22 protein-coding genes are annotated in these 24,280 nt (G+C 38.1%); 12 read left to right on the top strand and 10 right to left on the bottom strand.

Translation table 11 applies throughout. The features are described 5' to 3' along the window. Positions 1-259: 259 nt before the first annotated feature. Entirely contained in the window at positions 260-952 is a 693-nt protein-coding gene (gene lepB / locus CXF79_RS23200) for a signal peptidase I (protein ID WP_101158196.1), read from the bottom strand. A gap of 97 nt (positions 953-1,049) precedes the next feature. Further along, a complete protein-coding gene (gene tusA, locus CXF79_RS23205; protein WP_011040900.1) occupies positions 1,050-1,295 on the bottom strand; it encodes a sulfurtransferase TusA in 246 nt (81 codons plus the stop codon). 152 nt (positions 1,296-1,447) lie between these two features. Here tusA and CXF79_RS23210 point away from each other — a divergent pair, with 152 nt between their 5' ends. The 4 genes from CXF79_RS23210 to CXF79_RS23225 all read left to right on the top strand — a co-directional run bounded on the left by CXF79_RS23210 (position 1,448) and on the right by CXF79_RS23225 (position 7,174). Beyond that, positions 1,448-3,379 (top strand): transglycosylase SLT domain-containing protein, encoded by a 1,932-nt coding sequence (locus CXF79_RS23210; protein ID WP_101158198.1) that lies wholly within the window; start codon positions 1,448-1,450, stop codon positions 3,377-3,379. Positions 3,380-3,544: 165 nt separating this feature from the next. Further along, complete coding sequence (pepQ, locus tag CXF79_RS23215; RefSeq protein ID WP_011040903.1) at positions 3,545-4,876, top strand: Xaa-Pro dipeptidase; 1,332 nt, start codon at positions 3,545-3,547, stop codon at positions 4,874-4,876. Positions 4,877-5,071: 195 nt separating this feature from the next. Further along, complete coding sequence (locus CXF79_RS23220; protein WP_101158200.1) at positions 5,072-5,698, top strand: YigZ family protein; 627 nt, start codon at positions 5,072-5,074, stop codon at positions 5,696-5,698. A 24-nt stretch (positions 5,699-5,722) separates the two neighbouring features. Then, on the top strand, positions 5,723-7,174 hold the full coding sequence (locus tag CXF79_RS23225; RefSeq protein ID WP_011040905.1) for a TrkH family potassium uptake protein: 1,452 nt from the start codon (positions 5,723-5,725) through the stop codon (positions 7,172-7,174). A 62-nt stretch (positions 7,175-7,236) separates the two neighbouring features. Here CXF79_RS23225 and CXF79_RS23230 read toward each other — a convergent pair whose 3' ends face one another. From CXF79_RS23230 to def, 5 genes are all read right to left on the bottom strand, one after another. Continuing rightward, complete coding sequence (locus CXF79_RS23230) at positions 7,237-10,002, bottom strand: TolB family protein (RefSeq protein WP_232769296.1); 2,766 nt, start codon at positions 10,000-10,002, stop codon at positions 7,237-7,239. A gap of 535 nt (positions 10,003-10,537) precedes the next feature. Beyond that, positions 10,538-11,914 (bottom strand): Trk system potassium transporter TrkA, encoded by a 1,377-nt coding sequence (gene trkA, locus CXF79_RS23235; protein ID WP_011040907.1) that lies wholly within the window; start codon positions 11,912-11,914, stop codon positions 10,538-10,540. A 29-nt stretch (positions 11,915-11,943) separates the two neighbouring features. Then, positions 11,944-13,266, bottom strand: a complete 1,323-nt coding sequence (rsmB, locus tag CXF79_RS23240) for a 16S rRNA (cytosine(967)-C(5))-methyltransferase RsmB (RefSeq protein ID WP_011040908.1) — start codon at positions 13,264-13,266, stop codon at positions 11,944-11,946. A gap of 8 nt (positions 13,267-13,274) precedes the next feature. Continuing rightward, on the bottom strand, positions 13,275-14,258 hold the full coding sequence (fmt, locus tag CXF79_RS23245) for a methionyl-tRNA formyltransferase (RefSeq protein WP_011040909.1): 984 nt from the start codon (positions 14,256-14,258) through the stop codon (positions 13,275-13,277). 28 nt (positions 14,259-14,286) lie between these two features. Then, complete coding sequence (def, locus tag CXF79_RS23250; RefSeq protein ID WP_101158202.1) at positions 14,287-14,802, bottom strand: peptide deformylase; 516 nt, start codon at positions 14,800-14,802, stop codon at positions 14,287-14,289. Between the two features lie 154 nt (positions 14,803-14,956). On the opposite strand from def, the gene CXF79_RS23255 reads away from it, so the two are divergent. From CXF79_RS23255 to CXF79_RS23270, 4 genes are all read left to right on the top strand, one after another. Next, positions 14,957-16,042 (top strand): LysM peptidoglycan-binding domain-containing protein, encoded by a 1,086-nt coding sequence (locus CXF79_RS23255; protein WP_101158204.1) that lies wholly within the window; start codon positions 14,957-14,959, stop codon positions 16,040-16,042. A gap of 84 nt (positions 16,043-16,126) precedes the next feature. Beyond that, entirely contained in the window at positions 16,127-17,278 is a 1,152-nt protein-coding gene (dprA, locus tag CXF79_RS23260; RefSeq protein WP_101158206.1) for a DNA-processing protein DprA, read from the top strand. A 19-nt stretch (positions 17,279-17,297) separates the two neighbouring features. After that, positions 17,298-17,771, top strand: a complete 474-nt coding sequence (locus CXF79_RS23265; RefSeq protein ID WP_011040913.1) for a DUF494 family protein — start codon at positions 17,298-17,300, stop codon at positions 17,769-17,771. Between the two features lie 119 nt (positions 17,772-17,890). Then, complete coding sequence (locus tag CXF79_RS23270) at positions 17,891-18,451, top strand: DNA topoisomerase family protein (RefSeq protein WP_011040914.1); 561 nt, start codon at positions 17,891-17,893, stop codon at positions 18,449-18,451. A gap of 78 nt (positions 18,452-18,529) precedes the next feature. On the opposite strand, the gene CXF79_RS23275 is transcribed toward CXF79_RS23270, so the two are convergent. Together CXF79_RS23275 and purE are read right to left on the bottom strand one after the other, a co-directional pair. Beyond that, positions 18,530-19,687 carry a 5-(carboxyamino)imidazole ribonucleotide synthase gene (locus CXF79_RS23275; RefSeq protein WP_101158209.1) on the bottom strand — a complete coding sequence of 386 codons (1,158 nt, stop codon included), beginning with the start codon at positions 19,685-19,687 and terminating at the stop codon, positions 18,530-18,532. A gap of 8 nt (positions 19,688-19,695) precedes the next feature. Further along, positions 19,696-20,178: a 5-(carboxyamino)imidazole ribonucleotide mutase gene (purE, locus tag CXF79_RS23280; RefSeq protein WP_011040916.1), complete on the bottom strand. Its 483-nt coding sequence runs from the start codon at positions 20,176-20,178 to the stop codon at positions 19,696-19,698. Between the two features lie 194 nt (positions 20,179-20,372). On the opposite strand from purE, the gene CXF79_RS23285 reads away from it, so the two are divergent. The 4 genes from CXF79_RS23285 to CXF79_RS23300 all read left to right on the top strand — a co-directional run bounded on the left by CXF79_RS23285 (position 20,373) and on the right by CXF79_RS23300 (position 23,055). Next, positions 20,373-20,924, top strand: coding sequence for an L-threonylcarbamoyladenylate synthase (locus tag CXF79_RS23285; RefSeq protein WP_011040917.1), 552 nt, complete (start codon positions 20,373-20,375; stop codon positions 20,922-20,924). A 218-nt stretch (positions 20,925-21,142) separates the two neighbouring features. Further along, positions 21,143-21,856 (top strand): OmpW/AlkL family protein, encoded by a 714-nt coding sequence (locus CXF79_RS23290; protein ID WP_011040919.1) that lies wholly within the window; start codon positions 21,143-21,145, stop codon positions 21,854-21,856. 123 nt (positions 21,857-21,979) lie between these two features. After that, entirely contained in the window at positions 21,980-22,807 is an 828-nt protein-coding gene (gene aroE / locus CXF79_RS23295; protein WP_101158211.1) for a shikimate dehydrogenase, read from the top strand. A gap of 14 nt (positions 22,808-22,821) precedes the next feature. Next, positions 22,822-23,055, top strand: a complete 234-nt coding sequence (locus tag CXF79_RS23300) for a hypothetical protein (protein ID WP_011040921.1) — start codon at positions 22,822-22,824, stop codon at positions 23,053-23,055. Here the strand turns inward: CXF79_RS23300 and CXF79_RS23305 are convergent. Further along, positions 23,052-23,591: a gamma carbonic anhydrase family protein gene (locus CXF79_RS23305; RefSeq protein ID WP_011040922.1), complete on the bottom strand. Its 540-nt coding sequence runs from the start codon at positions 23,589-23,591 to the stop codon at positions 23,052-23,054. The genes CXF79_RS23300 and CXF79_RS23305 overlap by 4 nt on opposite strands. Positions 23,592-24,280: the final 689 nt, after the last annotated feature.

The following is a 24,280-nucleotide window of genomic DNA, read 5'->3' on the forward strand; positions in this document are numbered from 1 at the left end:
AATGGTTATCCTTTATAAATCACAGCAACGATGAAGTGAAGTTGCTCAAGCGCTTCTTCGATGGGTTTAAACTGACTTTATACAGCGTTAAATAATCAAACCATAGAAAGACTATGTTTAAATTATTTGCCTTGCCTAAAGTCATTTTAATTCCCACTGAAATTCTGCACTTTGAATGGTAACGGGTATAAAGTTACAACCTTAATCCCCTGTATCTTTAAGGTACTGGGGATTTTGTGTAAATAAAGGTGGATAACTGCTAAATACCATAAATATCTTGGAGTAATCGGTCCGAGCGAGGGATATAATAATTATTGTAATCAATAGAAAAAGCAATTGCAGTGGCCTTTCCTCGTAACTCTTGGTGAGGGACAAAGCCATAAACACGTGAATCTGCACTGTGTCGGCGGTTATCACCTAATACTAAATAATGACCCGAAGGAACGGTTACAGGTAGAAAATTACTGAGCCGGTTACTTGCGGTATTATTGATATTAATGTGGTGTTCAATATTTCCTATTTTTTCTATCGAGGTTGTGATGTTTTGGGAATTAGTTTTGTTAATCAGCTTATCTACTATTTTGTAGGACAAAGGTTTTCCGTTAACCTTAATAACTTCATTATTCATTTCAACGACATCGCCAGGTAAACCAATGACACGTTTAACTAATCTTAACTCTGCAGCTTTAGATTCAAACACAACAATCTCACCGCGTTTAGGCGTAGTAATTGATAGTAGTGATACATCGGTAAAAGGTAAGCGAACGTCATAGGCTATTTTATTAACAATAATACGGTCGCCTTCCTGAATAGTCGGTTTCATTGAACCTGTGGGCACAGAGTACCAGTCGGCAACCGCGCTTCGAAAAACGGACATCAACAAGATGAAAATAAGGAATTTTTTGTTACTATGTAAAAAAGAAATGAATTTTTTATTACTAAAGTTGGTCATAAGGTATTGCTCCGTGTTTAATAGCTATCGATAGCTATTGAATATAAGGCAATACAATAAAGTGAAAGTTCCACAGAGAAATAGTTACTTACACTTATCAATTCTTTTTAATGACATATAAAAAAGGTAGCGTATCTGTTTGCTTAGCCAGTAATTCATGCTCCATAAAGCGGCAAAAGCTTGGGATGTCTCTAGCAGTAGAGGGGTCATCACATTTTATTAGCAATGTTTCACCGCTAGCAATTTTTCTAATGTTCATGCGAACCATCATCACCGGTTCAGGACAACGTAGGCCTATGGCATCTAAGGTATGATTAGTTTGTTGAAAAATAGTCGTAGTCATTAGGTGTACATTAGCAAAAGTAATTTATAAATAATTATACCTCGTTTAGGTATTTCAACGTATAAAAAAATGGCTTCAACTATACTGAATTTATCGAAATAACTAAGTACGTTATCTCCCCAATATTTTTATTACCGACTCCAGAGGTACCAGTGAAAAGTATTCTAAAGGTTATATTACTGTCTGTTTGCACACTTTCGTCAATTAATATTTTGCAAGCAAATGATAGTTTGCAAATATTGACAGATGTTGGACAACAAAGAATATTCTTAAAAGCTGAAAAATTATTAGTAAAAAGTAATTCTCAACAGTATCAAAGCCTCTATAATCAGCTGTATTACTACCCTCTACAACCGTATTTAGATCAGCGCCGTCTAATAGAAAACATGCAGTTATCTTCAGCAGGGGAAATAGCCACTTTCTTAGAAAAACATCAACATTCGCCATTGGATTGGCCATTACGAAAAGCATGGTTAATGTTCTTAGCCAAAAAGAATAAGGGCGCACTTTTCCTTGAGTTTTATCAAAGTACTCGTAATAACGTGCTTACTTGCCACAAACTCAACTTTTCTTTAGAGGCGGGTCTACCCTCAAATGTTGTATTACCTCAAGTAACAAAACTATGGTTAGTCGGTAAATCGTTAGATAAAGTTTGTGACCCAATAATTGAACAATGGCAACAAGCGGGTTATAGAACCGATGAAATTGTATGGCAACGTATAGGGTTAGCGGCAGATGGCGGAAAACATACCTTAATTCCTTATTTAACAAACTTACTGCCAAAGGATCAGCAATATTTAGGACGACTGTGGCATCAAGTAAGACGTGATCCTGCAACCGTAACGAGACAGTATAAGTTTATTAAAAAATCGACAAAAGAAAGCCAAATATATACTTATGGTATCAAACGCTTAATCTGGCGTGATCCTGATAAAGCATTAGCCAGTTTTAAAAAGGCGCAGCAAACATTCACTTTTTCAACAACACAACATCAGCAAATAGTTGCAAAATTTGCCGTGGCTTTAGCAAGTAAAAATCATCCACAAGCTAGGATTTGGTTAGAAAAGTTAGATCCACTGAACATAGATAGTAATATTATGCAGTGGCAGTTAACTGAAGTTTTAAAGCAACAAAATTGGCAACTTGTCTTGAAAGAACTGGCAACAATGCCTGAAAAATATAAAGCAAAATTACAGTGGCGGTACTGGTATGCAAGAGCATTGATTGCAACCGATGATTTAGAACATGGCCAAGATGTAATGAATGAATTATCAAGTAAACGTCATTATTATGGTTTTTTGGCTGCTAGCTACCTAGAAACCCCCGTCAGTTTGCAAAATAGTCCATTAGCGATCACTAGCCAGGAGAAAAACGCTATATTGTTGCACCCCTCAGCTAAGCGGGCATTTGAATTTTATTATTTAGGCCGTTATGTCAAAGCGCGCAGAGAGTGGCGTTATTGGCTTACACAACTGAATAATCGTGAAAAATTAGTCGCTGCAAAACTCGCTAATGAAAATGGTTGGTTTGACCGAGCAATATTCACCTTGTCAAAAGTTGGTTATATGGATGATGTTGAGTTGAGATTTCCAAAAGCATTTGATAAGAAGATTAACCAGCATGCCAAGAAGCAAGCAATTAACCCTGCGTGGGCTTTTGCTATCGCCAGACGTGAAAGTTCGTTTATGACAGATGCTCGTTCACCGGTTGGAGCCAAGGGCTTAATGCAGCTTATGCCAAATACAGCAAAGCAATTAAAACGCGGTAGTGTTAGTCGACAGTATTTGTACAATGCGGATAATAATATCAAATTAGGAACAAAGTACTTACGTAAGCTTCTGGATAAAAATAAAGGAAATCAGATTCTTGCTACAGCTTCTTACAATGCAGGACCTCATAGAGTAAAGGGGTGGTTAAAGAATAGCCATGCGATGCCAGCAGATATTTGGATAGAAACCATTCCCTTTAAAGAGACTCGTAATTACGTAAAAAGTGTTTTAGCGTATCAAGAGATTTATCAACATAAACCAGGGCAGGTTAGTCAGATTTTTGAGCAAGTCATTAATATGAGTATTGGTGATTAAGTAAATAACTTAACACTGCAAGATAAACTATGTTTGTCTTTGCAAAGTTATATGCACAAATTTAGCACATTTAAAATGGGACTTTATATTGCTAATGGTATGGCTTTTGAGGGATATGCTATCATAAGTTAAATTTTTGATGGCCGTTTTTCGGAGACAGAATACATGACAACACTTAATGCTAAGTTGGCTAGCCAATACCCAGCTCATATTGCCCAATTGCAACAGATGACTAAATCGGTACTTTCACGTGAAAACTTAGAAGGTTTAGTTATCCATTCTGGACAAGAAGTTAAGGCCTTTCTTGATGATAACTGTTATCCCTTTAAAGTAAATCCTCACTTTAAATATTGGCTACCATTAATTGATATTCCAAACTCTTGGTTAGTGGTTAATGGTGAAGATAAACCCACGTTAATATATTATCAACCGGTTGATTTTTGGCACAAGGTAACGCCTTTAGCAGAAAGTTATTGGGGTGAGTTTTTTAATATTAAAATATTAACTAAAGCGAGCGAAGTTGATAAATTATTGCCTTATGATAAAAAAGGCTTTGCCTATATTGGTAGTCATATTGAAGTTGCTACGGCGTTAGGTTTTGAAGCTATTAATCCAGAGCCGTTACTTAATTATGTTCATTATCATCGTGGTTATAAAAGTAAATATGAGCACGAATGTCTTCGCCAATCGAATGCTTTGGCAGTAAAGGCACATCAAGCCGCTCGTAATGCCTTTTTACAAGGGGATAGTGAGTACGATATTCAACAGGCATATCTTAAATCTATCGGTTACGGCACTAACGACACGCCATACGGTAATATTGTTGCCTTAAATAAAAACTGCTCAATTTTACACTATATGTCTTTAGATAAAATGACTCCGCAAGTACATCAATCATTTCTTATTGATGCCGGAGCAAACTTCAATGGTTATTCTGCAGATATTACCCGTACTTATTCATATAAAAATGATAAATTTGCTGAATTAATTGCCCGTATGGATCAGTTGATGCTTAATGCTGTTGCAGGATTAAAACCCGGTGTGAGTTATGTTGATCTTCATATTGAAACGCATAGAGCCATAGGGCAAGTGTTGCGAGACTTTAACTTTATCAATGTTGATGCTGATACTGCCGTAGAGTCAGGCATTATTTCTACTTTCTTCCCACATGGTTTAGGTCATCATTTAGGTTTACAGGTACATGATGTTGGTGGTTTTATGGCTGATGAACGTGGAACCCATGTGAATACACCAGCAGAACACCCATTTTTACGTACTTCACGTGTGATAGAAACAAACCAAGTGTTTACTATTGAACCCGGTTTGTATTTTATCGACTCGTTGCTTGCTGACTTAAAAGCGTCAGCTAATGCGGATCAAGTGAATTGGCAAAATGTAGATGAAATGCGCTGCTTTGGTGGTATTCGTATTGAAGATAATATTATTGTACATCAATCACACAATGAAAATATGACCAGAGACTTAGGTTTAAGCTAGGGTCTGCTAACCTTTCATTTTAGTCTCTGCTATAGCTTTCGGCTTGCCTTGAAAAAGTGTCATTCTTTGTCGCTTCATTCGTATTTGGAACAACCAAATATTGAATGAAGTGCCTCGATTGTCATCTTTTTCAAGTGCAACAGAGTTACAAACTGAAAGATCAACAGACCCTATTTCAGAGAAGTAAAGTTTATTGTGACTAAATCCTATCCTATTGCGATTAATGATGTTGAAGATGAAAGCATTGTTAATCGCAGTCGTTTTATCTGCTATTTACGGCCTTGTGACGATATAGCACAAGCTAAAGCTATGTTAAAAGAACTACAGCAGCTTCATCCGCAAGCGAGTCATCATTGTCATGCTTTTTTAACGAAAGCAGCCGATGATAGTCAAGGTTATGGCTTTTCTGATGATGGCGAACCAACAGGCACAGCGGGAAAACCTATGTTATTAGCATTGCAAGGCGGCGGCATAGGACATGTTTGTGCCATTGTAGTTCGATACTTTGGAGGTACTAAATTAGGTACTGGTGGTCTACAAAGAGCATATGGTGGTAGTGTTCGTCAAGCATTAGCATTTTTACAGTCAAAAATTAAAATAGCTATGGTGCATAAAACCTTAGCGTGTCAATATAGCCAAATAGATGATGTTTTGCACTTGCTTAGGCAAATTGAAGGTCAAGTTGTTACTCAAGACTATCAACAAACAGTCATTTTTCGACTCGCCATTCCAATAGAAAAATTGGGTTTAATGCAGGATAAGTTACACACATTGTCATCAGGACAATTACAGTTAACCGCTATCGAACAAGAAACCGAATAATAAATCGAATAAGAAAAATAAAACGTGCAATATAAAAATATTATCCGAATTCTAGGCTTGTTGGTAGGGTTACTTAGTGTGACTATGCTGCCTCCAGCATTAATCTCATTAATCTACCGCGATGGTGGTGGTTTACCTTTTATTCTGGCTTTTTTATGGTGTATCTGCACAGGCTTTTTGGCTTGGTACCCTCATCGCTTTGAAAAAACGGATCTTAAAGCCAGAGAAGGTTTTTTAATTGTTGTGCTCTTTTGGTTAGTACTGGCCAGCTTTTCTGCTATTCCTCTGATGTTATTAGAAGAACCCAACCTATCTACCGCTGATGCCTTTTTTGAATCCTTTTCAGGATTAACCACTACAGGGGCAACTATTTTAAATCATATTGATGATTTACCCCACGCAGTCTTATGGTATCGCCAGCAATTACAGTGGCTAGGTGGTATGGGTATTATTGTTTTAGCTGTTGCGGTATTACCGATGCTTGGTATTGGTGGTATGCAATTATATCGTGCTGAAACACCTGGCCCAGTGAAAGACTCAAAAATGACGCCACGGATTGCCGATACCGCAAAACATTTATGGTATATTTATTTAGGATTAACTATCGCGTGTGCTTTAGCATACTGGCTCGCAGGTATGTCGGGTTTTGATGCTATTTGCCATGCCTTTTCAACGATTGCAATTGGTGGTTTTTCTACCCATGATGCTAGTATGGGCTACTTTAATAGTCCAACAATTAACTTAGTTTGTGTCACCTTTCTATTAATTGCTGGGGTTAATTTTGCCTTGCACTATGCCGCTGTGCAGAGTAGATCGGTTAGGAGTTACTTCTTTGACCCCGAGTTTAAAGTCTTTATTGGTATCCAAATCGTACTGACTGTAATTTGCTTTACCGTACTATTAGCTACTGGGACTTATCAAGATGTCGACCAAGCACTCGATCAAGCACTATTTCAATCGGTTTCAATTAGTACTACCGCAGGGTTTGCAACAACATCTTTTGCTGATTGGCCCACGCTTTTGCCTATGTTACTTATTTTTTCTAGTTTTATTGGTGGCTGTGCAGGTAGTACTGGTGGTGGTATGAAGGTAGTACGGGTAGTGTTACTTTATTTACAAGGTCTTCGAGAGTTAAATAAACTGGTACATCCTCGAGCTATTTTTAGTATTAAATTAGGTCGAAAAGTTTTACCTGACCGTATTGTTGAGGCCGTATGGGGATTCTTCTCCGCTTACGCTGCGGTGTTTGTTATTTGTATGTTACTGCTACTGGCAGCTGGTATGGATGATATCACAGCCTTTACAGCCGTTGCGGCTTGTATCAATAACCTTGGACCAGGGTTAGGGGAGGTTGCTGCTAACTTTTCTTCGATTAATGATATGAGCAAGTGGGTATTAATCATGGCCATGTTGTTTGGTCGTTTAGAGATATTTACGCTGCTAGTTCTGTTTACTCCTGCCTTCTGGCGCTCATAAATCGTATATAGCTAAATACCTATATACGATTTTATTGATTCATCAAAATATCAAAGCGTAAATTACCATTTATAACTAAGGGCTACCCAGCCTTGGGTATCTGAACTTTCATTCTCTGGATTAACTTGTGCGATACCATAATTAATGGCTACGTTGGTTATCCCAGTAAAACCAAAGTCATTGTTGAGTGAGCCTTTAACACCGTAACTATCGATAATATCTCGCTCAGTCATTTCATGGCGAGTATAAAATACTTCCACAATACCTAATGGCATATATGCTTGATAAGCTTGATAGTCATTACCCAGTTGACGATAAAAGGCCAATTCAGGTGCAAGTTGTTTATTGATATGCGCTTTTTCTTGGATTAGCGTTGAAGAATAGCCACCCAAACTGAGGATATCGCCAGCATCTTCTGAGCGTTGTGCCCAAAGGTAATTAAAACCTAGAGTAAAGCCCTGTATATGAGCATTCAAGTTAGCTAGGCCATTGCTACCGGTATAACTACCATCATTACCATTAATTTCTGCTTGATCATCTTGAGCCGAAATTAATTGGGCATTTATTGCTTGTGAAATACCCCAGCTTTGTTGGTCGTATGACCAACTTTGTTCAATACCTAGAGAAAAAGATAAGCTAGAAAAATCCACATGCTGGCTATTCTCATATTGTGATGCTTGCACTTGTGCAAATATATCAACAGCGAGTGTCTCTATGCTATAGGGATAGCGAGCTTCAAGTAATAGCCCTTTTTCTGTTGTTTTACCTAAGTTTAACGCATCACTATCCTGTTTATCTGTTTTCAAGTCAAAGACATAACCGTGAGCCAGTAATTTTACCGGCCAGCCTTGCCAGCGAATTGCCCCTGATGCGCCAGAGATAATGTTACTGAAAATATCTTGGCTAGCATTGACTTGCCAATCAAAACGAGAAAGTACATCACCTGATTTATAACCGACTTCTAACATACTGCTACTGGCGGAATAAATACTTTCAGCGATCGTTATTGTCCCTTGTTGAGGACCAATGCCATAGGCTGATTGTTCGCCAATACTCTCATCAACAGCGATAGTCGCCTCAGACAGTTTTAAACTGCCTGCTAAGTTAACCGTCATTGCCGAAGATGTGGTGGTGTTTGTAATTATTTGGTTATTGGCTTTGCTCAAGTCAAGCTGATAAACATCAGGGCCTTGGGCATTTATGGCTAAATGAAGCAGTTCACTATCTCCGTTAACCATAGGCCAAGTTATGACTTGTTCTCCTGAGGTTACAGCCGACAAAACTTTATTTAAAAAATCATACTTGTATAAGCGCGTTGCACTATTTAAACCGGCAACAAAATACAGTGATTGACCATCTTTAGACCATTCAGGGAAAGAAAGAAATTGATAGTTTTCGGGTAAGGGTATTATTTGCTCTTGTTCACCTTCAAATTGGCGAACTTTTAATTGCCATTTATTATTCAAACTTGAGCTAACATAAGCAAAACTATCTGAAGTGGAGCCATCGAGTGTTGGGCGAAGTCGCGGAAAATCATAAACTTGCTCAAGGCTTTGTGGTGTCAGTTCTGCAATTATTTCACCTAAAGATTCAGCCGCCAAACTTACTTTAACTAACTGTGAGTTACCAACACGGCTGCGCTCAGCAATAATAAATTGTCCATCGTTACTAATATCAAAGCGACGGATATTTGCGCTGGTTGTCAGTTGTTTTATCGTGTTTGTCGGTAAGTGCCAAGAAAAGAGATCTTGATGATAACTGTTTTTCTTCGTTAAGCTACTGGCTCCATAGATAAGGGTATCTTTATTAAGCCAACGTGGGTTCTTTATACCGCGGTTGTTTCTTTGATTTAAGGTATAAGCGACTTCACGTTTAAAAACACTGGGCGCTTTATCAGCAATATCTTGCGGATCATCTGCTAATAACTCTTTGGATTTTTTGGTAAACTCTTCAATGCTTTTTGTGTTTTCACCTGTTTTATAAATATTTAACTTGGTGGTATTACCTTCTTCTGTTCGTTGGGTTTCTACAATAGCAAGGTAATCACCCTGCGGACTTAAACTCGGGTCACTAGTGTAACCGGATAAATCTAACCATAATTTTGAACGATTATCCTCATTACTTTGTGCCGTAAGCTTAATTTCATGTTGCATGGCTTTGTAGGTATATTCAGCAACAAAACGTTGATAAAGGTTTTTCGCTGTATCTGGGAATACTCCTTTGAACGACTTTTCAAAGTCACGTTGTTCAACAGCAGACCAACGAGTCCAAACCGCATCAAGGGTTTCTTCACCGTAGTTCTCTTCTAACCACTTTAAATAGCGTACACCAACGAGATAAGCCATTGAGCCAGACATGAAACTATCATCGCCTGAATTTAGTTGCTTATAACTAGGTAAAGCACCTTGTCGAGCAAATTTCTGGATTATTGCTTCCACCTGATTATTAAATAATCGGCCGCGACCGGTCAGCTTAGACTCTAACAACGTGGCATAACCTTCACTTACCCAACGTTCACCATTAATTTGTGAAGCATCATAAAAATCATACCAATTGGCTACGTTATTACGCCAATTACTGCGGCTCTTTTGGGCTAAATGAACCAGATGGACATATTCATGCAGTACTAATAGTTGTTGCCAACCCGTAGAGTTAGCAATAATAGTGTCTGATTGTGGAGGGGTTGTAAAGAAAGCCATGTAAGGTCGGTGACTTAGCGGGAAGGCAAAACCATTGGCGGCATTGTAGGGGTCAACGATATAAGCATCGACCTTTTCTGTGATAACGCGACCTTGTTGATCTTTAATGAGTTGGCGAACAACTTCCATTTCCCTTGCACTTGATAAAGCCCACTGACGGTATTCTGGGGTGAAATGTACACGAAAGTTTTCAGTTTCAAAAGTTTGCCAATTTTAGTATTATCAACAAGTTCTGCTTGACTACTAAAAGCTATACTACTGAGTGCTAGCGTGATGGCCGTGAGTACTTTAGATACTTTCATAAAAATCCTTGTAAATTGTGGGCTTAATCTAATACCAATTACACAAATTAATTGCCCATCTTCAAATGGTCTACATCTACACTTTCTGCGTCGCGCTCAATCCCAATAGCCAGCTATTGCTCAATCACGCGCCTTGAACTTGAAGATTTATCCTCATTGAATTTTGAGCTCTAAATTAATGTAAATGGTCTAATATGTTTCAACGAGTGAAAATAATAAGTATTTTATTATGTCAACAAGGGGATTATTACAGCTAATCACTTGTAGGATAAGTGATTAGCTGTAAATATTTATGTCAGAGGAGGGAGATAGTTATACCAATTTTATTAAATTATGACTCTCTTGTGCTGGATAAAGTACCCTTAGAAGTAAATAGCACTCACTTGGAAAAGTTTTTCGATATCAGAGATGTAGCGTTTATTAACTAAAAATAAAATAACGTGGTCTTCTTCGTGAATTAAGGTGTTTGAGTGGGCAATCAATACTTCATGACCACGGACAACAGCACCAATAGTAGCACCAGGCGGTAATTTGATATTTTTGATTGCACGACCAACCACTTTAGATGATTTTTCATCACCTTTGGCAACAATTTCAATGGCTTCAGCTGCGCCGCCACGTAAGCTATAAACATTATCGATAGCACCACGTCTAACATGTGTTAATAGGGCTGATATAGTGGCTTGCTGTGGCGATATGGCAATATCAATAGTACTGCCGTGTACTAAATCAATATAGGCATCTCGTTGGATAAGTACCATAGTTTTACGGACGCCAAGCTTTTTAGCAAGCAGTGACGACATGATATTAGCTTCATCATCATTGGTTACTGCGATAAAAATATCAAATTGATCAATGTTTTCTTCAGTGAGTAATTCCTGATCGGAAGAGTCACCAGCGAAAACTAAGGTGTCATTGAGCTCAGACGTTAATTGCTCAGCACGTTTTGGTGAACGTTCAATCAATTTTACTTGATGATTTTTTTCTAAAATTCGAGCTAAACCAGCACCAATATTACCGCCACCGGCAATCATTATACGTTTATAAGCTGATTCGAGTTTTTGTAACTCATTCATCACCGCGCGTATATGTATACTCGCAGCAATAAAAAACACTTCATCGTCTGCTTCAATTACTGTGGTACCAAGAGGGCGTATTGGTTTACCGTTTCGGTATATGGCAGCTACACGCGTATCGACATTAGGTATATGATCTCTCAATGTTGAAAGCGCGTGGCCAACGAGTAAACCGCCGTAATAAGCTTTTACTGCTACTAGGCTTACTTTTCCATTCGCAAACTCTAATACTTGCAGTGCGCCAGGGTAATCAATTAGACGCGCAATATCTCGCGTTACTAATTCTTCGGGAGCGATAATATGATCAACAGGAATGTGTTTTTTATGAAAAAGTTGCTCAGAATACTTTAATATTTGATTCGAACGAATACGGGCAATCTTTTTCGGTGTATTAAACAATGAAGAACATATTTGGCAGGTGATCATATTGGTAGCGTCATCACTGGTTACCGCAATAACCATATCAGCATCTTCAGCGCCAGCACTTTTCAAAACATCAGGATGCCCCCCTTGGCCGGTAACGACTTGTAAATCCATTTTATCTTGCAGTTCACGTAGCTTTTCACCATCTACGTCTACTACCGAAATGTCATTGTTTTCACCAACAAGGTTTTCAGCTAACGTACCGCCAACCTGTCCTGCACCCACTATGATTATTTTCATGCGTTACTTTTCTGCTTGTGTTATTTGTATTATTTGAGTTTTAATAATTTGGCGTAATAAAAGCCGTCCATGTTTTCAGCATCAGGTAATAATTGCCAGCCAATTGCATTTTTATCAGTCTCAGGAGTATTACCGTTAATGGCAATTAGTTGTGCGTCCTGATTTTGTTCAATAAAGCGAGATATTTGCAGACTATTTTCTTCAGGCAAAACACTACAAGTTGCGTAAAGTAAGGTACCGCCTGGTTTGAGTAATGACCAGATATTGTCAAGAATCTGCTGCTGCAAGACCACTAACTTATCAATATCATCAGCTTTACGTAACCACTTTATATCTGGGTGACGACGAATTACGCCAGTTCCAGAGCAGGGCGCATCAAGTAATATGCGATCAAATTGTTCACCAGACCACCAATTTTGAGTCGCTGCATCTGCAGTAATTACGTTAGCCGTTAGGTTTAAGCGATCTAAATTTTCATGAACTCGAGTGAGGCGGCCTTCTTCAATATCAATTGCTGTCATTGAGGCAATATCAGGCGTTTGTTCAATGATATGACAAGTTTTACCCCCCGGTGCTGCACAACAATCCAATACAATATCATTGGGTTGGCAATCTAATAAGCGTGCCGCTTGCTGTGCTGCGCCATCTTGTATTGAAACCCAACCATCATCAAAGCCCGGTAATTTTGCGACATCGAGTGGTTTAGCAAGTTCAATTGCTTGGGAGTTTGGCTCAACGTGAGCAATTTCAATTTCCGCTTCCTCAAGTAACGCTTGGTATTGTTCACTAGTGTGGTGTTGTTGATTGACACGTAACCACATCGGAGGCTTTTGCTGATTTGCATCGAGTATCGCTTGCCACTGATCTGAGTAGGCTTGTTGTATTTTTTTAATAAACCAACCAGGGTGATTGTACTTTATTGGATCAGGTATCTTTTTATCTGTTTTGTTTACTTGTTTATTTTCTGCTTCTAATGCACGTAAAAAACCTCTAAGCACGGCATTAACCAATCCTTTCATATGGTCATTTTTTAACGTTTTTGTTGCTGCTACCGTTTCACTCACCGCTGCGTGGTCAGGTATACGCATATATCTTATTTGATAAACCCCCACTAAAAGTAAAAAATGAAAGACTCTCTGTTTGCCCTTTATTGGCTTTTGTACCAATTGACTCACATCATTTTCTAATTCTGGTAAGTACCGCAACACACCGTAGCAAATTTCTTGCAGTAAACCTTTATCTTTACCTATCAACTTATCTTGTTGTTTGGGTAGTTCATCACTTAAGCTTCGCCCTTGATCTATAACGGCGTAACAACATTTTGCTGCAAGAGCTCTAATATTAATTATCATTGTTTCTCTTAACCAAGCTTGTTAATAGTGCTGCCAACAACGAACCAATCGCTGCGACCATTTAGGATGTCTTTTACGGCTAATGCTTTTTTCCCTGGAAGTTGAATGACTTCTAGTCGTAACGAACCACTGGTTGTTGCTACTTCTATCCCTTCTTTGTCTGCCTTTATTATCGTGCCTGGATCAGCATTGCCTCGATATTCTTGCACGGATGCTTGCCATATGCGTAACCTATGCTGCTTACCTTCAGATTCTGTAAAGGTAAATTGAGCAACTGGCCAAGGAATATAAGCACGAATTTTTCGATGTAGTTCATCAGCACTGAATTGCCAGTTAAGCTCTGCTTCAGTTTTATCAAGTTTCTTGGCATAAGTCGCTAATTCATCATCTTGAGCGATATTATGATTACTGGCTTGATAATCAGGTTCAGCCATAATAGTTAATGTATTAACTAAGGCAGTTGGCCCTAAGTTGGCAAGTTTTTCATAAAGACTTGCACTGGTATCTGTATTTTCTATTTCGCACTCAGCGGATAGAATCATGTCTCCCGTGTCTAACCCTTTATCCATTTGCATAATGGTGACACCGGTTTTCTTATCTCCAGCTTCAAGAGAACGTTGAATAGGTGCTGCACCACGCCATTTGGGTAGAATTGAGCCATGTACGTTAATGCAGCCTAAACGTGGAGAGTTTAAAATGACTTCAGGTAATAGCAGACCATAAGCAACAACAACCATGATATCAGCGTTATATTTCGCTAATTGTTGTTGGTCTTCCTCATTTTTAAAGTTAATAGGTTGCTCAACAATAATATCGTGCTCTATTGCGAGTAACTTTGTTGCACAAGCGGTTAGTTTTTTACCGCGGCCAGCTGGTTTATCAGGGGGACAATAAACGGCGACAATATTATGTTCAGAATTAATTAACGCTGCTAAATGTTGGGCAGCGAATTCAGGAGTACCTGCAAAAATGATATTTAGTGGAGTAACCAAAGTAATTCCTATTATTGTAAGTAAGTACTTACTTGTTGTTTTTGTCAATCTTTGCTTCTTTCTCAAGCTTTTTTTGAATGCGCTGACGCTTTAGCGGGGATAGGTAATCAACAAATAAAACACCTTTTAAGTGATCAAGTTCATGTTGTATACAAATGCTTTGTAATTCCGTAGCGTTTAAAGAGAATTCTTTACCGTGTCGGTCAAGTGCTTTTACAGTACATGCATCATGACGGTCTACTTTGGCATAAGTACCAGGCACGGATAAACAACCTTCTTCATTGATCGATTTTTCATTACTAGTAGCAATAATTTCGGGATTGATAAAGATGATGGGTTGGTCATTATCTTCAGAAGTATCCATGACAACAATGCGCTGATGAATATCTACTTGAGTAGCGGCAAGACCTACGCCATTTTCTTCGTACATAGTTGCCAGCATATCGTCTATAATTGTAGCCGTAGCGTCAGTTATATCAGTAACGGGCTGCGCTTTTGTTCTCAAACGCGGATCAGGAAAACGTAAAACAGTTAAAATAGTCATATTTTATTAAAAGAATTAGCGATAATTAATCTAGAATGTTATGTTTTAATTATATACTCAAGTAACTGTAACTGAAACCTGCATTTTTAAGTCACTTGATATAACTAATAATTATAGTGCGTTACAGCAGTGTGCACTAAAAGGAACGAGCTCCATGCTTAAAGAAATAATACTATCACTATCTTTACTATCGTGTTCATTGGTAGCCCTTGCCGATCAGATAACACTTAATGATGACGCACCTAAGACACATGTAGTAGTGAAAGGTGATACCTTATGGGATATTTCAGCACTGTTTCTTGAGCAACCTTGGTTATGGCCGAAGCTTTGGCGTTTAAATCCAGAAATCAATAATCCGCATTTAATTTATCCCGGTGATGTTTTAAAACTTGTTTTTGATGAAAATGGTGAGCCTATGCTGGTGGTAGAACCGGTAAAACCAAGCTATAAATGGTCGCCAAAAATACGTCAAGAGAATAAAAAAGACTCTGCAATTACTTTGTTACCGCTAGAAGTTATTGCTCCTTTTGTTAGATATGACCATCTATTTACCGAAGATGAGCTAGAACAGCTACCACACATTATAGGTAGTGATGAAGGCTACAGAATGACAACGAAAGACTTTAAAGTTTACGTGAATAAGGATCTCGAGGTCGCACAAAGTTATGCAATCTATGATAAAGGAGAAGAGATTTTTGATCCTGAAACAGATGATTCGTTAGGTTTTTATGTCAATTTGGTAGGAACTGGGCAAGTAATAAAACGTGGCGATATAGAAAATAATGTGCCTTCTACTATGAATGTTGGCTCGGTAAAAAGAGAAATCCATGCAGGAAACTATGTAGTACCTGTTAATGAAGGACAATTATTGCCCGCTATTTTTTCTATGAAAGCAGCTGATAAGTCACTTCGTGGCGCTATTGTTAAAGCTACTAGTAATGGTCGTGAGTTTGCTAAGCTTGAAGTTGTTATGATTAACCGTGGCATAGAACATGACGTGACCGTTGGTGATGTTATGGCGATAAAACGCACAAGTCCTGCCGTGGTAGATACCGGGAGTGGTCCTGCTTATAGTGTAGAGTCTTCACGTTGGAATAAAATTACGGGTAGTGATTATAATATGCCAGAAGAGCAGTTAGGTGAGTTAATGGTTTTCAAAGTTTACCAAAAAGCGAGTATGGCACTTATTCTACATACTGAGAAGCCAGCGAGAATAAATGATTTGATTACCGCACCATGATAACCAACTGTTAAAGTTTTATTTTCCCTCCTTATTGAGAGGGAAAATAAAAGGTATGACTTGTTCTTAAGGAGAAGACAAGTAATGATTAATAACAGTAAAAGTAATATTGAATACTGGTTAGCTTTAAAGCTTGTTCCTCGGTTAGCCATTCACAAAAAAATAGCACTTGTTGAGACCTTTGGTTTAACAGCGTTGTTTTCGTTAGACAATAAATCCACAGTACTTAGCTCAGCAAATAACTTAAGTGTGAAACAACTTCACGCTTTTCATCAGCCTGACTGGCTAAAAATAACCCATATTATTCATGCAAGTGCTGCATGTAATAGTGCCATCATTTGCTATGACGATACTTATTACCCTCAATTGCTCAAACAAATCTATGATCCACCCTTAGTGATATTTATGCAGGGCAATCCATTATTACTTAATGCGCCGCAGATGGCCGTAGTTGGAAGTAGAGCTGCTAGCGTAGGAGGTAGAGATACCGCATTCAAAATATGCCAACAACTTGCGCAGCATAATTTTATTATTACAAGTGGATTAGCCCTTGGTATCGATGCTGCAGCGCATAGAGGTGCCCTTAGTGAGCCTGCTAGCACAATCGCGGTAGTTGCTACGGGTTTAGATCAGGTATACCCAGCCAGACATCATTCTTTGGCGCAGAAAATTATAGATTCAAGCGGCGCCATCATTAGTGAATTTGTACCTGGTACGCAAGCTAGAGCGGGGCATTTTCCAAAAAGAAATCGCCTTATTAGTGGTTTAAGTTTGGGGGTTTTAGTCGTTGAAGCTGAATTAAAAAGTGGCTCTTTGATTACAGCTCGTTGTGCACTAGAGCAAAATAGAGACGTTTTTGCTATACCTAGCTCTATTGAAAATAAACAAGCAAAAGGCTGTCACTGGTTAATTAAACAAGGCGCTAAACTTGTTGAACAATGTGCCGATATAATAGATGAGTTCGCTTTTGCAGATAAACCTAGTCTACACTTAAAGAGTGAGTTGAAGCCTTTGAAGTCAGCTACATATAGTACTCACAAAGGAGGCGATGAAATAAATCAAAAAGTCTTGTGTAACGATGCGTTGTTGGATAGTGTGGGATTTGAAATTACTCCCGTAGATAAAGTAGTTTTACGGAGCGAACTTCCCGTAGAGGAAGTGTTAACTAGATTAACAATACTGGAGCTAAATGGTCTGGTATCTGCGGTACCTGGTGGCTATATTAGAACGCAATAAAGTATATAAGGGGCTAATTATGTTTGATATCTTAATGTATCTTTTTGAAACGTATATCCAAAATGAATCAGAAGCCATGGTGGATCATGAGTTGTTAACAGATGAGTTAACAAGAGCGGGCTTTCATCAGGATGAAATATACAAAGCATTAAATTGGCTAGAAAAACTTACCGCATTACAAGACACTGACGCTTACCCATATCTTACGCGCGTAGGCAGTAAGTCTGTACGGATTTATACTAGCGAAGAAATGCAGTTGCTTGATACTCCAAGCCGTGGTTTTATCTTGTTTCTAGAGCAGGTAAATGTACTTGATTTTACTACTCGCGAAATGGTTATTGACCGAGTCATGGAACTTGATACCAAGTACTTCTCTATGGATGATTTAAAGTGGGTAATTCTGATGGTGCTATTTAATGTACCAGGTAAAGAGTCAGCTTATTCTCAACTAGAAGACTTGATATTCGAAGAACAAGAAGGCCCTCTTCACTAATAACGTGAATAAAGCTGGCTAACTATCTAGTATATTTAGCCAGCAGTCACCGATCGTATTGTTCAGAAATTTTTTGTGGCATAATAGCGCTACACTTGTTTTGAACGCAATTTTCAATAATGTCTGAATCTGAAAAACCACTCTTTACTCAACACGAACATGCTTTAGAGAAAGAATATCAAGTGTGTCCTGATTGTGGATCAGAGTTGACCATGAAGCATGGTAAGTCTGGGACTTTTTTAGGTTGTGTTAATTACCCTAATTGTCAATATACACGAGCAGTAGTAGAGCATGAGCGTGTTGAAGATAAAATACTATCGGGTAGCGAGTGTCCATTATGCTCCCATGTATTAGCGGTTAAGCAAGGTCGTTATGGCATGTTTATTGGCTGTAGTAACTTTCCACAATGCCATCATATTGAACATGAAGCGCAGGAGATAATACAGGACGTGGTCTGTCCAAGTTGCAAACGTGGTTCATTGCAAGAAAAAACAAGTCGCTTTGGCAAGAAATTTTACTCCTGTGATGCTTATCCAAAGTGTAAATTTGTCGTTAATCATGAGCCAGTAGAAGGGCGATGTGAAAAGTGTCAATTTCCTTTGTTGCTAAAAAGAAATATGGCTGCTGGAATTAAATATCAGTGTGCAGATAAAAAATGTTCTCATATGCAAAAAATATGATAAATATCCGCAATGCTACTCATAAAAAAAGACGCTAAATAGCGTCTTTTTTAATAACTAATTAAATGAACGTATTCATTAGCTTTGTTTATCTAAATAGTTTTTTGCGAAGTCATTAAGATCAGGAAATGCTTCTTTGCAAAGGATATCAGCTAGATGTTGTAAACGTTGAGCAAGCTGTAATTCACTTTCACCGCTAACATTTATATGACCCATTTTACGCCCTACACGTTTACCTTTGTTATACCAATGAATAGTTGCGCTCGGTATAGCAAGCACCTCATTAGAAACAGTATCTTCACCAATAATGTTGACCATTGCTGTTGGACGAACAAGTGCTGTACTACCTAAAGGCAAATCACAGATGGCCCTTAAGTGGTTTTCAAACTGACAGGTGTCAGCACCTTGTTGAGTCCAATGTCCAGAATTATGAACCCTTGGTGCAATTTCATTGACTAAGAGTTGGTCGCCAACTTGGAAAAACTCAATAGCCATAACACCAACATAATCGAGTTCATCTGATAAGGCCTTAAATACGGTACTGGCTTGTTGCTGTAATTGTTCATTAACAGGAGCAGCCACTGAGACACTTAAAATACCATTAGTATGATGATTTTCAGTTAAAGGATACACGGCAACGTCTCCATTAACGCGACGAACACCAACAAGGGATACTTCGCGATCAAAAGGCACCATTTGTTCAGCAACAATTCCTTGCTTAACAGTGGTTTTTGAAGTCGCAAGAAAGTTTGCCATATCTTGCCAGATTACTTCAGCATCAGCCGCTGACTTTAATCGCCATTGCCCTTTTCCATCATACCCCTCAAGTGCAGTCTTAAAGATAATAGGTAAAGATAAGTGCTCAATTGCTTTATCAAAATCTATTTTAGCGTTAACAAAGTAATGTTTGGCATTAGCGGCATTACAAGATTCAAGCAATGCTTTCTCTAACCGTCTATCGCCACCAATTTTAATAGCGTTACTTGTCGGGTATAACTTCCCTGATTGCTCACACTCAGCAAGTATGTCATGGGCAATATGCTCAAATTCGGCGGTAATTACATCAGCATTTTTAATGCCTGCTTCTAAATCGCCATAAATATTTTCAGGTGAAAGTGGTTGTACAACCTTATTACTTGATACATCTAGTGCTTTAATATCTAAGTTTAAAGGTGTGCCTGCTAACTCCATCATTCGAGCTAATTGACCTGCGCCAAGTATGAGAATTTTATTCATGAGGGTTTTTATTCTGCCGGGTTTGGGTTAGCAAGTATGGTTTCTGTCTGCTTTCGACGAAACTCTTCGATATTTTGTTGGATCTCAGTGTTATGAGTGCCAATAATTTGTGCTGCAAGTAAACCTGCGTTGGCAGCACCGGCATTGCCGATGGCCAATGTACCTACTGCAATACCTTTTGGCATTTGCACAATAGATAATAAAGAATCTTGTCCATTAAGCGCTTTAGATTGCACTGGCACACCTAAAACAGGTAAAGAAGTATAAGCTGCGGCCATACCTGGTAAATGAGCTGCACCACCAGCGCCTGCAATAATTACCTTAATACCTCTATCTTTTGCACTTTCAGCATACTCAGCAAGTAAGTGAGGAGTACGGTGTGCAGAAACTACTTTGGTTTCGTACTGTACACCTAAAGAATCAAGCATTTCTGCTGTATGCTGCATTGTTGGCCAATCTGATTTTGATCCCATGATGATACCGACTGTCATGAATTTATGCCCTTTAAAAAAATAGAATGTTCTTCATATATGAAGAAAGTAAAAATAGAGCTGCAATTATAACCTTGTTTAACGAAATACGGAATATAGAACTTTTCTATCGATAAATTAATCCATCATTAGGCGTTTATGAACAGTGTTTGGTAATATTGCGGTGGAAGTGATTATAAATAGAAGGGTTGTCTGTGAGCGAAAAGAATGTTGTTGAAGCTTTTAAAAATGGTGGAATTATTGCTTATCCAACAGAAGCCGTATTCGGCCTTGGTTGTGACCCTGACAATAAAGAAGCACTCAAGCGATTGTTAAAGTTAAAACAAAGATCTCCTGAAAAGGGACTAATTTTACTTGCAGGTAGTTATTCTCAATTACTGCCTTATATCGATGACAGTAAAATTCCACAAGATAAGCGCTTGACCCTGTTATCAAGGTGGCCTGATGGCATTACTCAACTAGTGCCAAAAAATAATAATATCTCATCACTCTTATCAGGTAGCTTTGACACCATTGCGGTGAGAATCACCAGTCAGCCAGATGTTGTTGCCTTGTGTCAGCAAACGAATAAACCCATAGTTTCGACAAGTGCTAATTTATCTGGACAAGAACCGGCTAAAACATGGCAATCATTAGACCTAGTTTTATCTAAACAAGTAGACTTCATTCTTAAAGGGGTTACTTTAGGTCGAACTTCACCGTCAAAAATTATTGATGCGTTGACGGGGAAAATCATCAGAAACTAAGAAAATGGTTACATGGGATAAATTTGAGCGAATAGCGCCGCTAGTCTATTAATAATTAACGTTATTTAATACTATTTTCTTTTTGATTATTATAAGAATTTGATCAAGATCAAAGTATTGCTTAGCTTCATAGTTAGCAGTCAAAACCTTGCGCTAAATCAAATTTTATTAAGGCAACAGGATTATCATACCCTTAATTATTTTAAGGATATATAATCATGAAAAAAACTTTATTAACCATAGCTTTACTATCAAGTCTTTCAACTACAGCTTTTGCAAACCAAGCTGGTGACATCCTCGTTCGTGGTGGTGTTACTATGGTTTCACCTAGTAGTAATGAAGCAACGGTACTTTTAGATGGATCTGCAACACCGTTATCAGTTTCAGTAGACGATAATACCCAGTTTGGTTTAAACCTGGTTTACTTTTTTGATAGTAATTGGGCAATTGAATTATTAGCGGCAACGCCATTTACCCATGATGTGATATTACATGATCCAAAAGGCGCAACGAATGATATTTATGGTATTGATTTAAATGGTGCTACTTTGGCAGAAGTAAGCCATTTACCGCCAACACTAAGCGCGCTCTATTATTTTGATACGGGCACTGCATTTAAACCTTATGTTGGTGTTGGTGTGAACTACACGATATTTTTCGATGAAGACTTTACTTCAACGCCTCAAGCGGCAGGTTTTAGTAATCTAGAACTTGATGGTTCATGGGGTTACTCTGTTCAGCTTGGTCTTGATTATGAGCTAGATAAAAATTGGTCTGTTAATGTTTCAGCTCGTTACATTGATATTAACACCAAAGCTACGTTTAATATCGACAATGCTTTAGGAGTAGATGGCGGCCTAGTTGGCAAAGGTAGTGCAAGCGTTGATGTTGATCCTATGGTTTATTCAGTAATGCTTGGTTACACATTCTAAATTAAGTTAATTACCAACAAAAATAAAAAGCAGTAACTTATTCTAAAGGGTTACTGCTTTTTTGTTTTCATTAACTAATGATTAAGATAGGCTGTAATCATTAGTTAATTTATTGCAATAACCATGACACAACAGACCCCAGATCAATATCGCGTTTTTGGAAACCCCATTGAGCAATCTAAATCTCCAGCTATTCATCATATATTTGCAGATAAGAGTCAACAAAATATCGATTATCAAAAGCAGTTGGTCGATACTAAAGATTTTTCTAATGCTGTTGCAGACTTTATCCGTCACGGCGGTAAAGGCGCAAATGTAACAGCACCTTTCAAAGAGCAGGCGCTTGCCATAGCAGATGAACTCACCGAACGTGCGACACTCGCTGGCGCAGTTAATACACTGACCTTTAAAAATGGCAAGATATTCGGTGATAACACCGATGGTGAAGGTTTAGTTCAAGATCTAATTACTAACAAAGTCATTTTAAATGAAAGTAGAGTATTACTATTGGGTGCTGGCGGAGCGGCAAGAGGTGTTTTACTTCCTTTACTTGCACAAAATCCTCGCTCTATTGTCATTGCTAATAGAACGGCAAGTAAAGCTGCAACATTATGTCAGCATTTCTCTGATATTCGCCTTAGTGTCTCTGGTTACCAAGATCTCGAACAACAACATTTCGATGTCATTATAAATGCGACATCTGCCAGCTTATCAGGAAATTTACCGCCAATTCCAACATCACTACTAAGTCAGAATGTAGTTTGTTATGACATGGTATACGGAAAGGATGAAACACCGTTTCTTAAATGGGCAAAAGAACATGGGGCAATGAAAGTAATTGATGGCTTAGGTATGTTAGTAGGGCAAGCGGCCGTTAGCTTTGAAGTTTGGCGAGGAGTAACTCCAGAAGTTCAGCCAGTGATTGATAAATTAAGAGCTTCTTTAAAATAAAGAGAGAAATCTGTATGAATCAAGCCATTCTGTTTAATGATGATTTAGCCTTTGATAAAGAGCAAGATGCTTGGTGCTTTACTGTATTGTTATCAGCTCAAGTTATTAGTATTTACTTTCACTCAATGCAACTAAAGAAATTGGAAGAGATAGACAACTGTACTAAATTTGATCTAGAAGAAATTGTTGAACTCTGGCTCGAAAAAAATGAGCCAGAGGGAAATACTATTCACATACAAATGCGTTAATTATTTAAGTACTCATTTTTTAACTCTACATAATTTATGGCTGACTGCTTAAGAAAGGCTGCTTCACTTTCTTTTAGAGGTCTAGCTTGTTTTACCGGATTTCCGACATACAAATAACCGCTAAGCAGTGTTTTATTCGGAGGCACTAAACTGCCAGCGCCAATAAAGACATCATCCTCGATAACAGCGCCGTCCATAATTATCGCTCCCATACCAACGAGTATTCGATCACCAAGCTGACAGCCGTGTAACATACACTTATGTCCAACTGTCACATCACTGCCAATAATTAAAGGATTACCCTGCGGGTTTTCAGAACTTTTCCGCGTCACATGCAAAACAGTACCGTCTTGTATATTCGTTCGAGCACCTATAGTAATAGTGTTTACATCACCACGAGCGGCAACAAGCGGCCAAATACTGACATCATCAGATAAAGTAATATCTCCAACGAGAATAGCTGATTTATCAATGTAATTATCTGATCCGATAGAAGGGAGAATACCTTTATAAGGACGTATGTTAGTTGTACTCATTTAGCACCTATTGCAATGCTGCAATTTAATTGAATGGCAAGTAGTAATAAAAATAACATAGCTAGCTAATAAAACCAGTATTCAAAGGTCTTAGTAACTAAAAAACTTATAAAGATAAAACTAAGTAATTGAAATGAGATTATTTAATCTGAGCAAGTATTGAACGTATTGAGGTAAACAAAGACAAGGGCTGTATGAAAGTTAAGCGAAGTCATTTTTATTGGAATTTTAACTAAAAAAGGGTTGACCTAGTTATAAAATTCTTTACAATGCGCTCCAGTTCCAAGGGGTTCACGCAAAATGAATCATCAACGAACTGTTTTGATACGTTATCTACTCGCTTTAACGATAACTAACGTAAGTTAACATGATGTTTTAAATCTTTTCTAAATTATTTAAAATAAACGTTGACATCAAAACTTGGGAGCGTATTATACGCATCCAGTTCGGGGCAACAGCAACGAGCAGCGCTACTTAATGTAGCTAAGGTGAAGAGCGAATGCGACTCTCATCTACTTCTTAATTTATCTTGAGAAGTTCTTCTTTAACAATTAGTTATCATGCAATTTGTGTGGGCACTCACATTATGTTGTTTTACATAGTTCTCTATCTTTTACTAGGTAAGAACAAAAAAACGCTTAATGAATGATGTTCATGCAAATAAATATAGTTATTTATCTTTAGTTAGA

Origin of the sequence: Colwellia sp. Bg11-28 (assembly GCF_002836245.1) — a bacterium.
GTDB classification, from domain to species: Bacteria; Pseudomonadota; Gammaproteobacteria; order Enterobacterales; family Alteromonadaceae; genus Colwellia; species Colwellia psychrerythraea_A.

What these genes read in the sequence shown, in the direction of transcription:
- CXF79_RS23305 (WP_011040922.1), bottom strand. Translation starts at nt 23,591, where the DNA reads ATGAGTACAACTAACATACGTCCTTATAAAGGTATTCTCCCTTCTATC.
- dprA (WP_101158206.1), top strand. Translation starts at nt 16,127, where the DNA reads ATGATTAATAACAGTAAAAGTAATATTGAATACTGGTTAGCTTTAAAG.
- CXF79_RS23270 (WP_011040914.1), top strand. Translation starts at nt 17,891, where the DNA reads ATGTCTGAATCTGAAAAACCACTCTTTACTCAACACGAACATGCTTTA.
- aroE (WP_101158211.1), top strand. Translation starts at nt 21,980, where the DNA reads ATGACACAACAGACCCCAGATCAATATCGCGTTTTTGGAAACCCCATT.
- CXF79_RS23255 (WP_101158204.1), top strand. Translation starts at nt 14,957, where the DNA reads ATGCTTAAAGAAATAATACTATCACTATCTTTACTATCGTGTTCATTG.
- CXF79_RS23265 (WP_011040913.1), top strand. Translation starts at nt 17,298, where the DNA reads ATGTTTGATATCTTAATGTATCTTTTTGAAACGTATATCCAAAATGAA.
- trkA (WP_011040907.1), bottom strand. Translation starts at nt 11,914, where the DNA reads ATGAAAATAATCATAGTGGGTGCAGGACAGGTTGGCGGTACGTTAGCT.
- CXF79_RS23275 (WP_101158209.1), bottom strand. Translation starts at nt 19,687, where the DNA reads ATGAATAAAATTCTCATACTTGGCGCAGGTCAATTAGCTCGAATGATG.
- lepB (WP_101158196.1), bottom strand. Translation starts at nt 952, where the DNA reads ATGACCAACTTTAGTAATAAAAAATTCATTTCTTTTTTACATAGTAAC.
- purE (WP_011040916.1), bottom strand. Translation starts at nt 20,178, where the DNA reads ATGACAGTCGGTATCATCATGGGATCAAAATCAGATTGGCCAACAATG.
- CXF79_RS23230 (WP_232769296.1), bottom strand. Translation starts at nt 10,002, where the DNA reads ATGGAAGTTGTTCGCCAACTCATTAAAGATCAACAAGGTCGCGTTATC.
- CXF79_RS23290 (WP_011040919.1), top strand. Translation starts at nt 21,143, where the DNA reads ATGAAAAAAACTTTATTAACCATAGCTTTACTATCAAGTCTTTCAACT.
- tusA (WP_011040900.1), bottom strand. Translation starts at nt 1,295, where the DNA reads ATGACTACGACTATTTTTCAACAAACTAATCATACCTTAGATGCCATA.
- rsmB (WP_011040908.1), bottom strand. Translation starts at nt 13,266, where the DNA reads ATGATAATTAATATTAGAGCTCTTGCAGCAAAATGTTGTTACGCCGTT.
- pepQ (WP_011040903.1), top strand. Translation starts at nt 3,545, where the DNA reads ATGACAACACTTAATGCTAAGTTGGCTAGCCAATACCCAGCTCATATT.
- CXF79_RS23300 (WP_011040921.1), top strand. Translation starts at nt 22,822, where the DNA reads ATGAATCAAGCCATTCTGTTTAATGATGATTTAGCCTTTGATAAAGAG.
- def (WP_101158202.1), bottom strand. Translation starts at nt 14,802, where the DNA reads ATGACTATTTTAACTGTTTTACGTTTTCCTGATCCGCGTTTGAGAACA.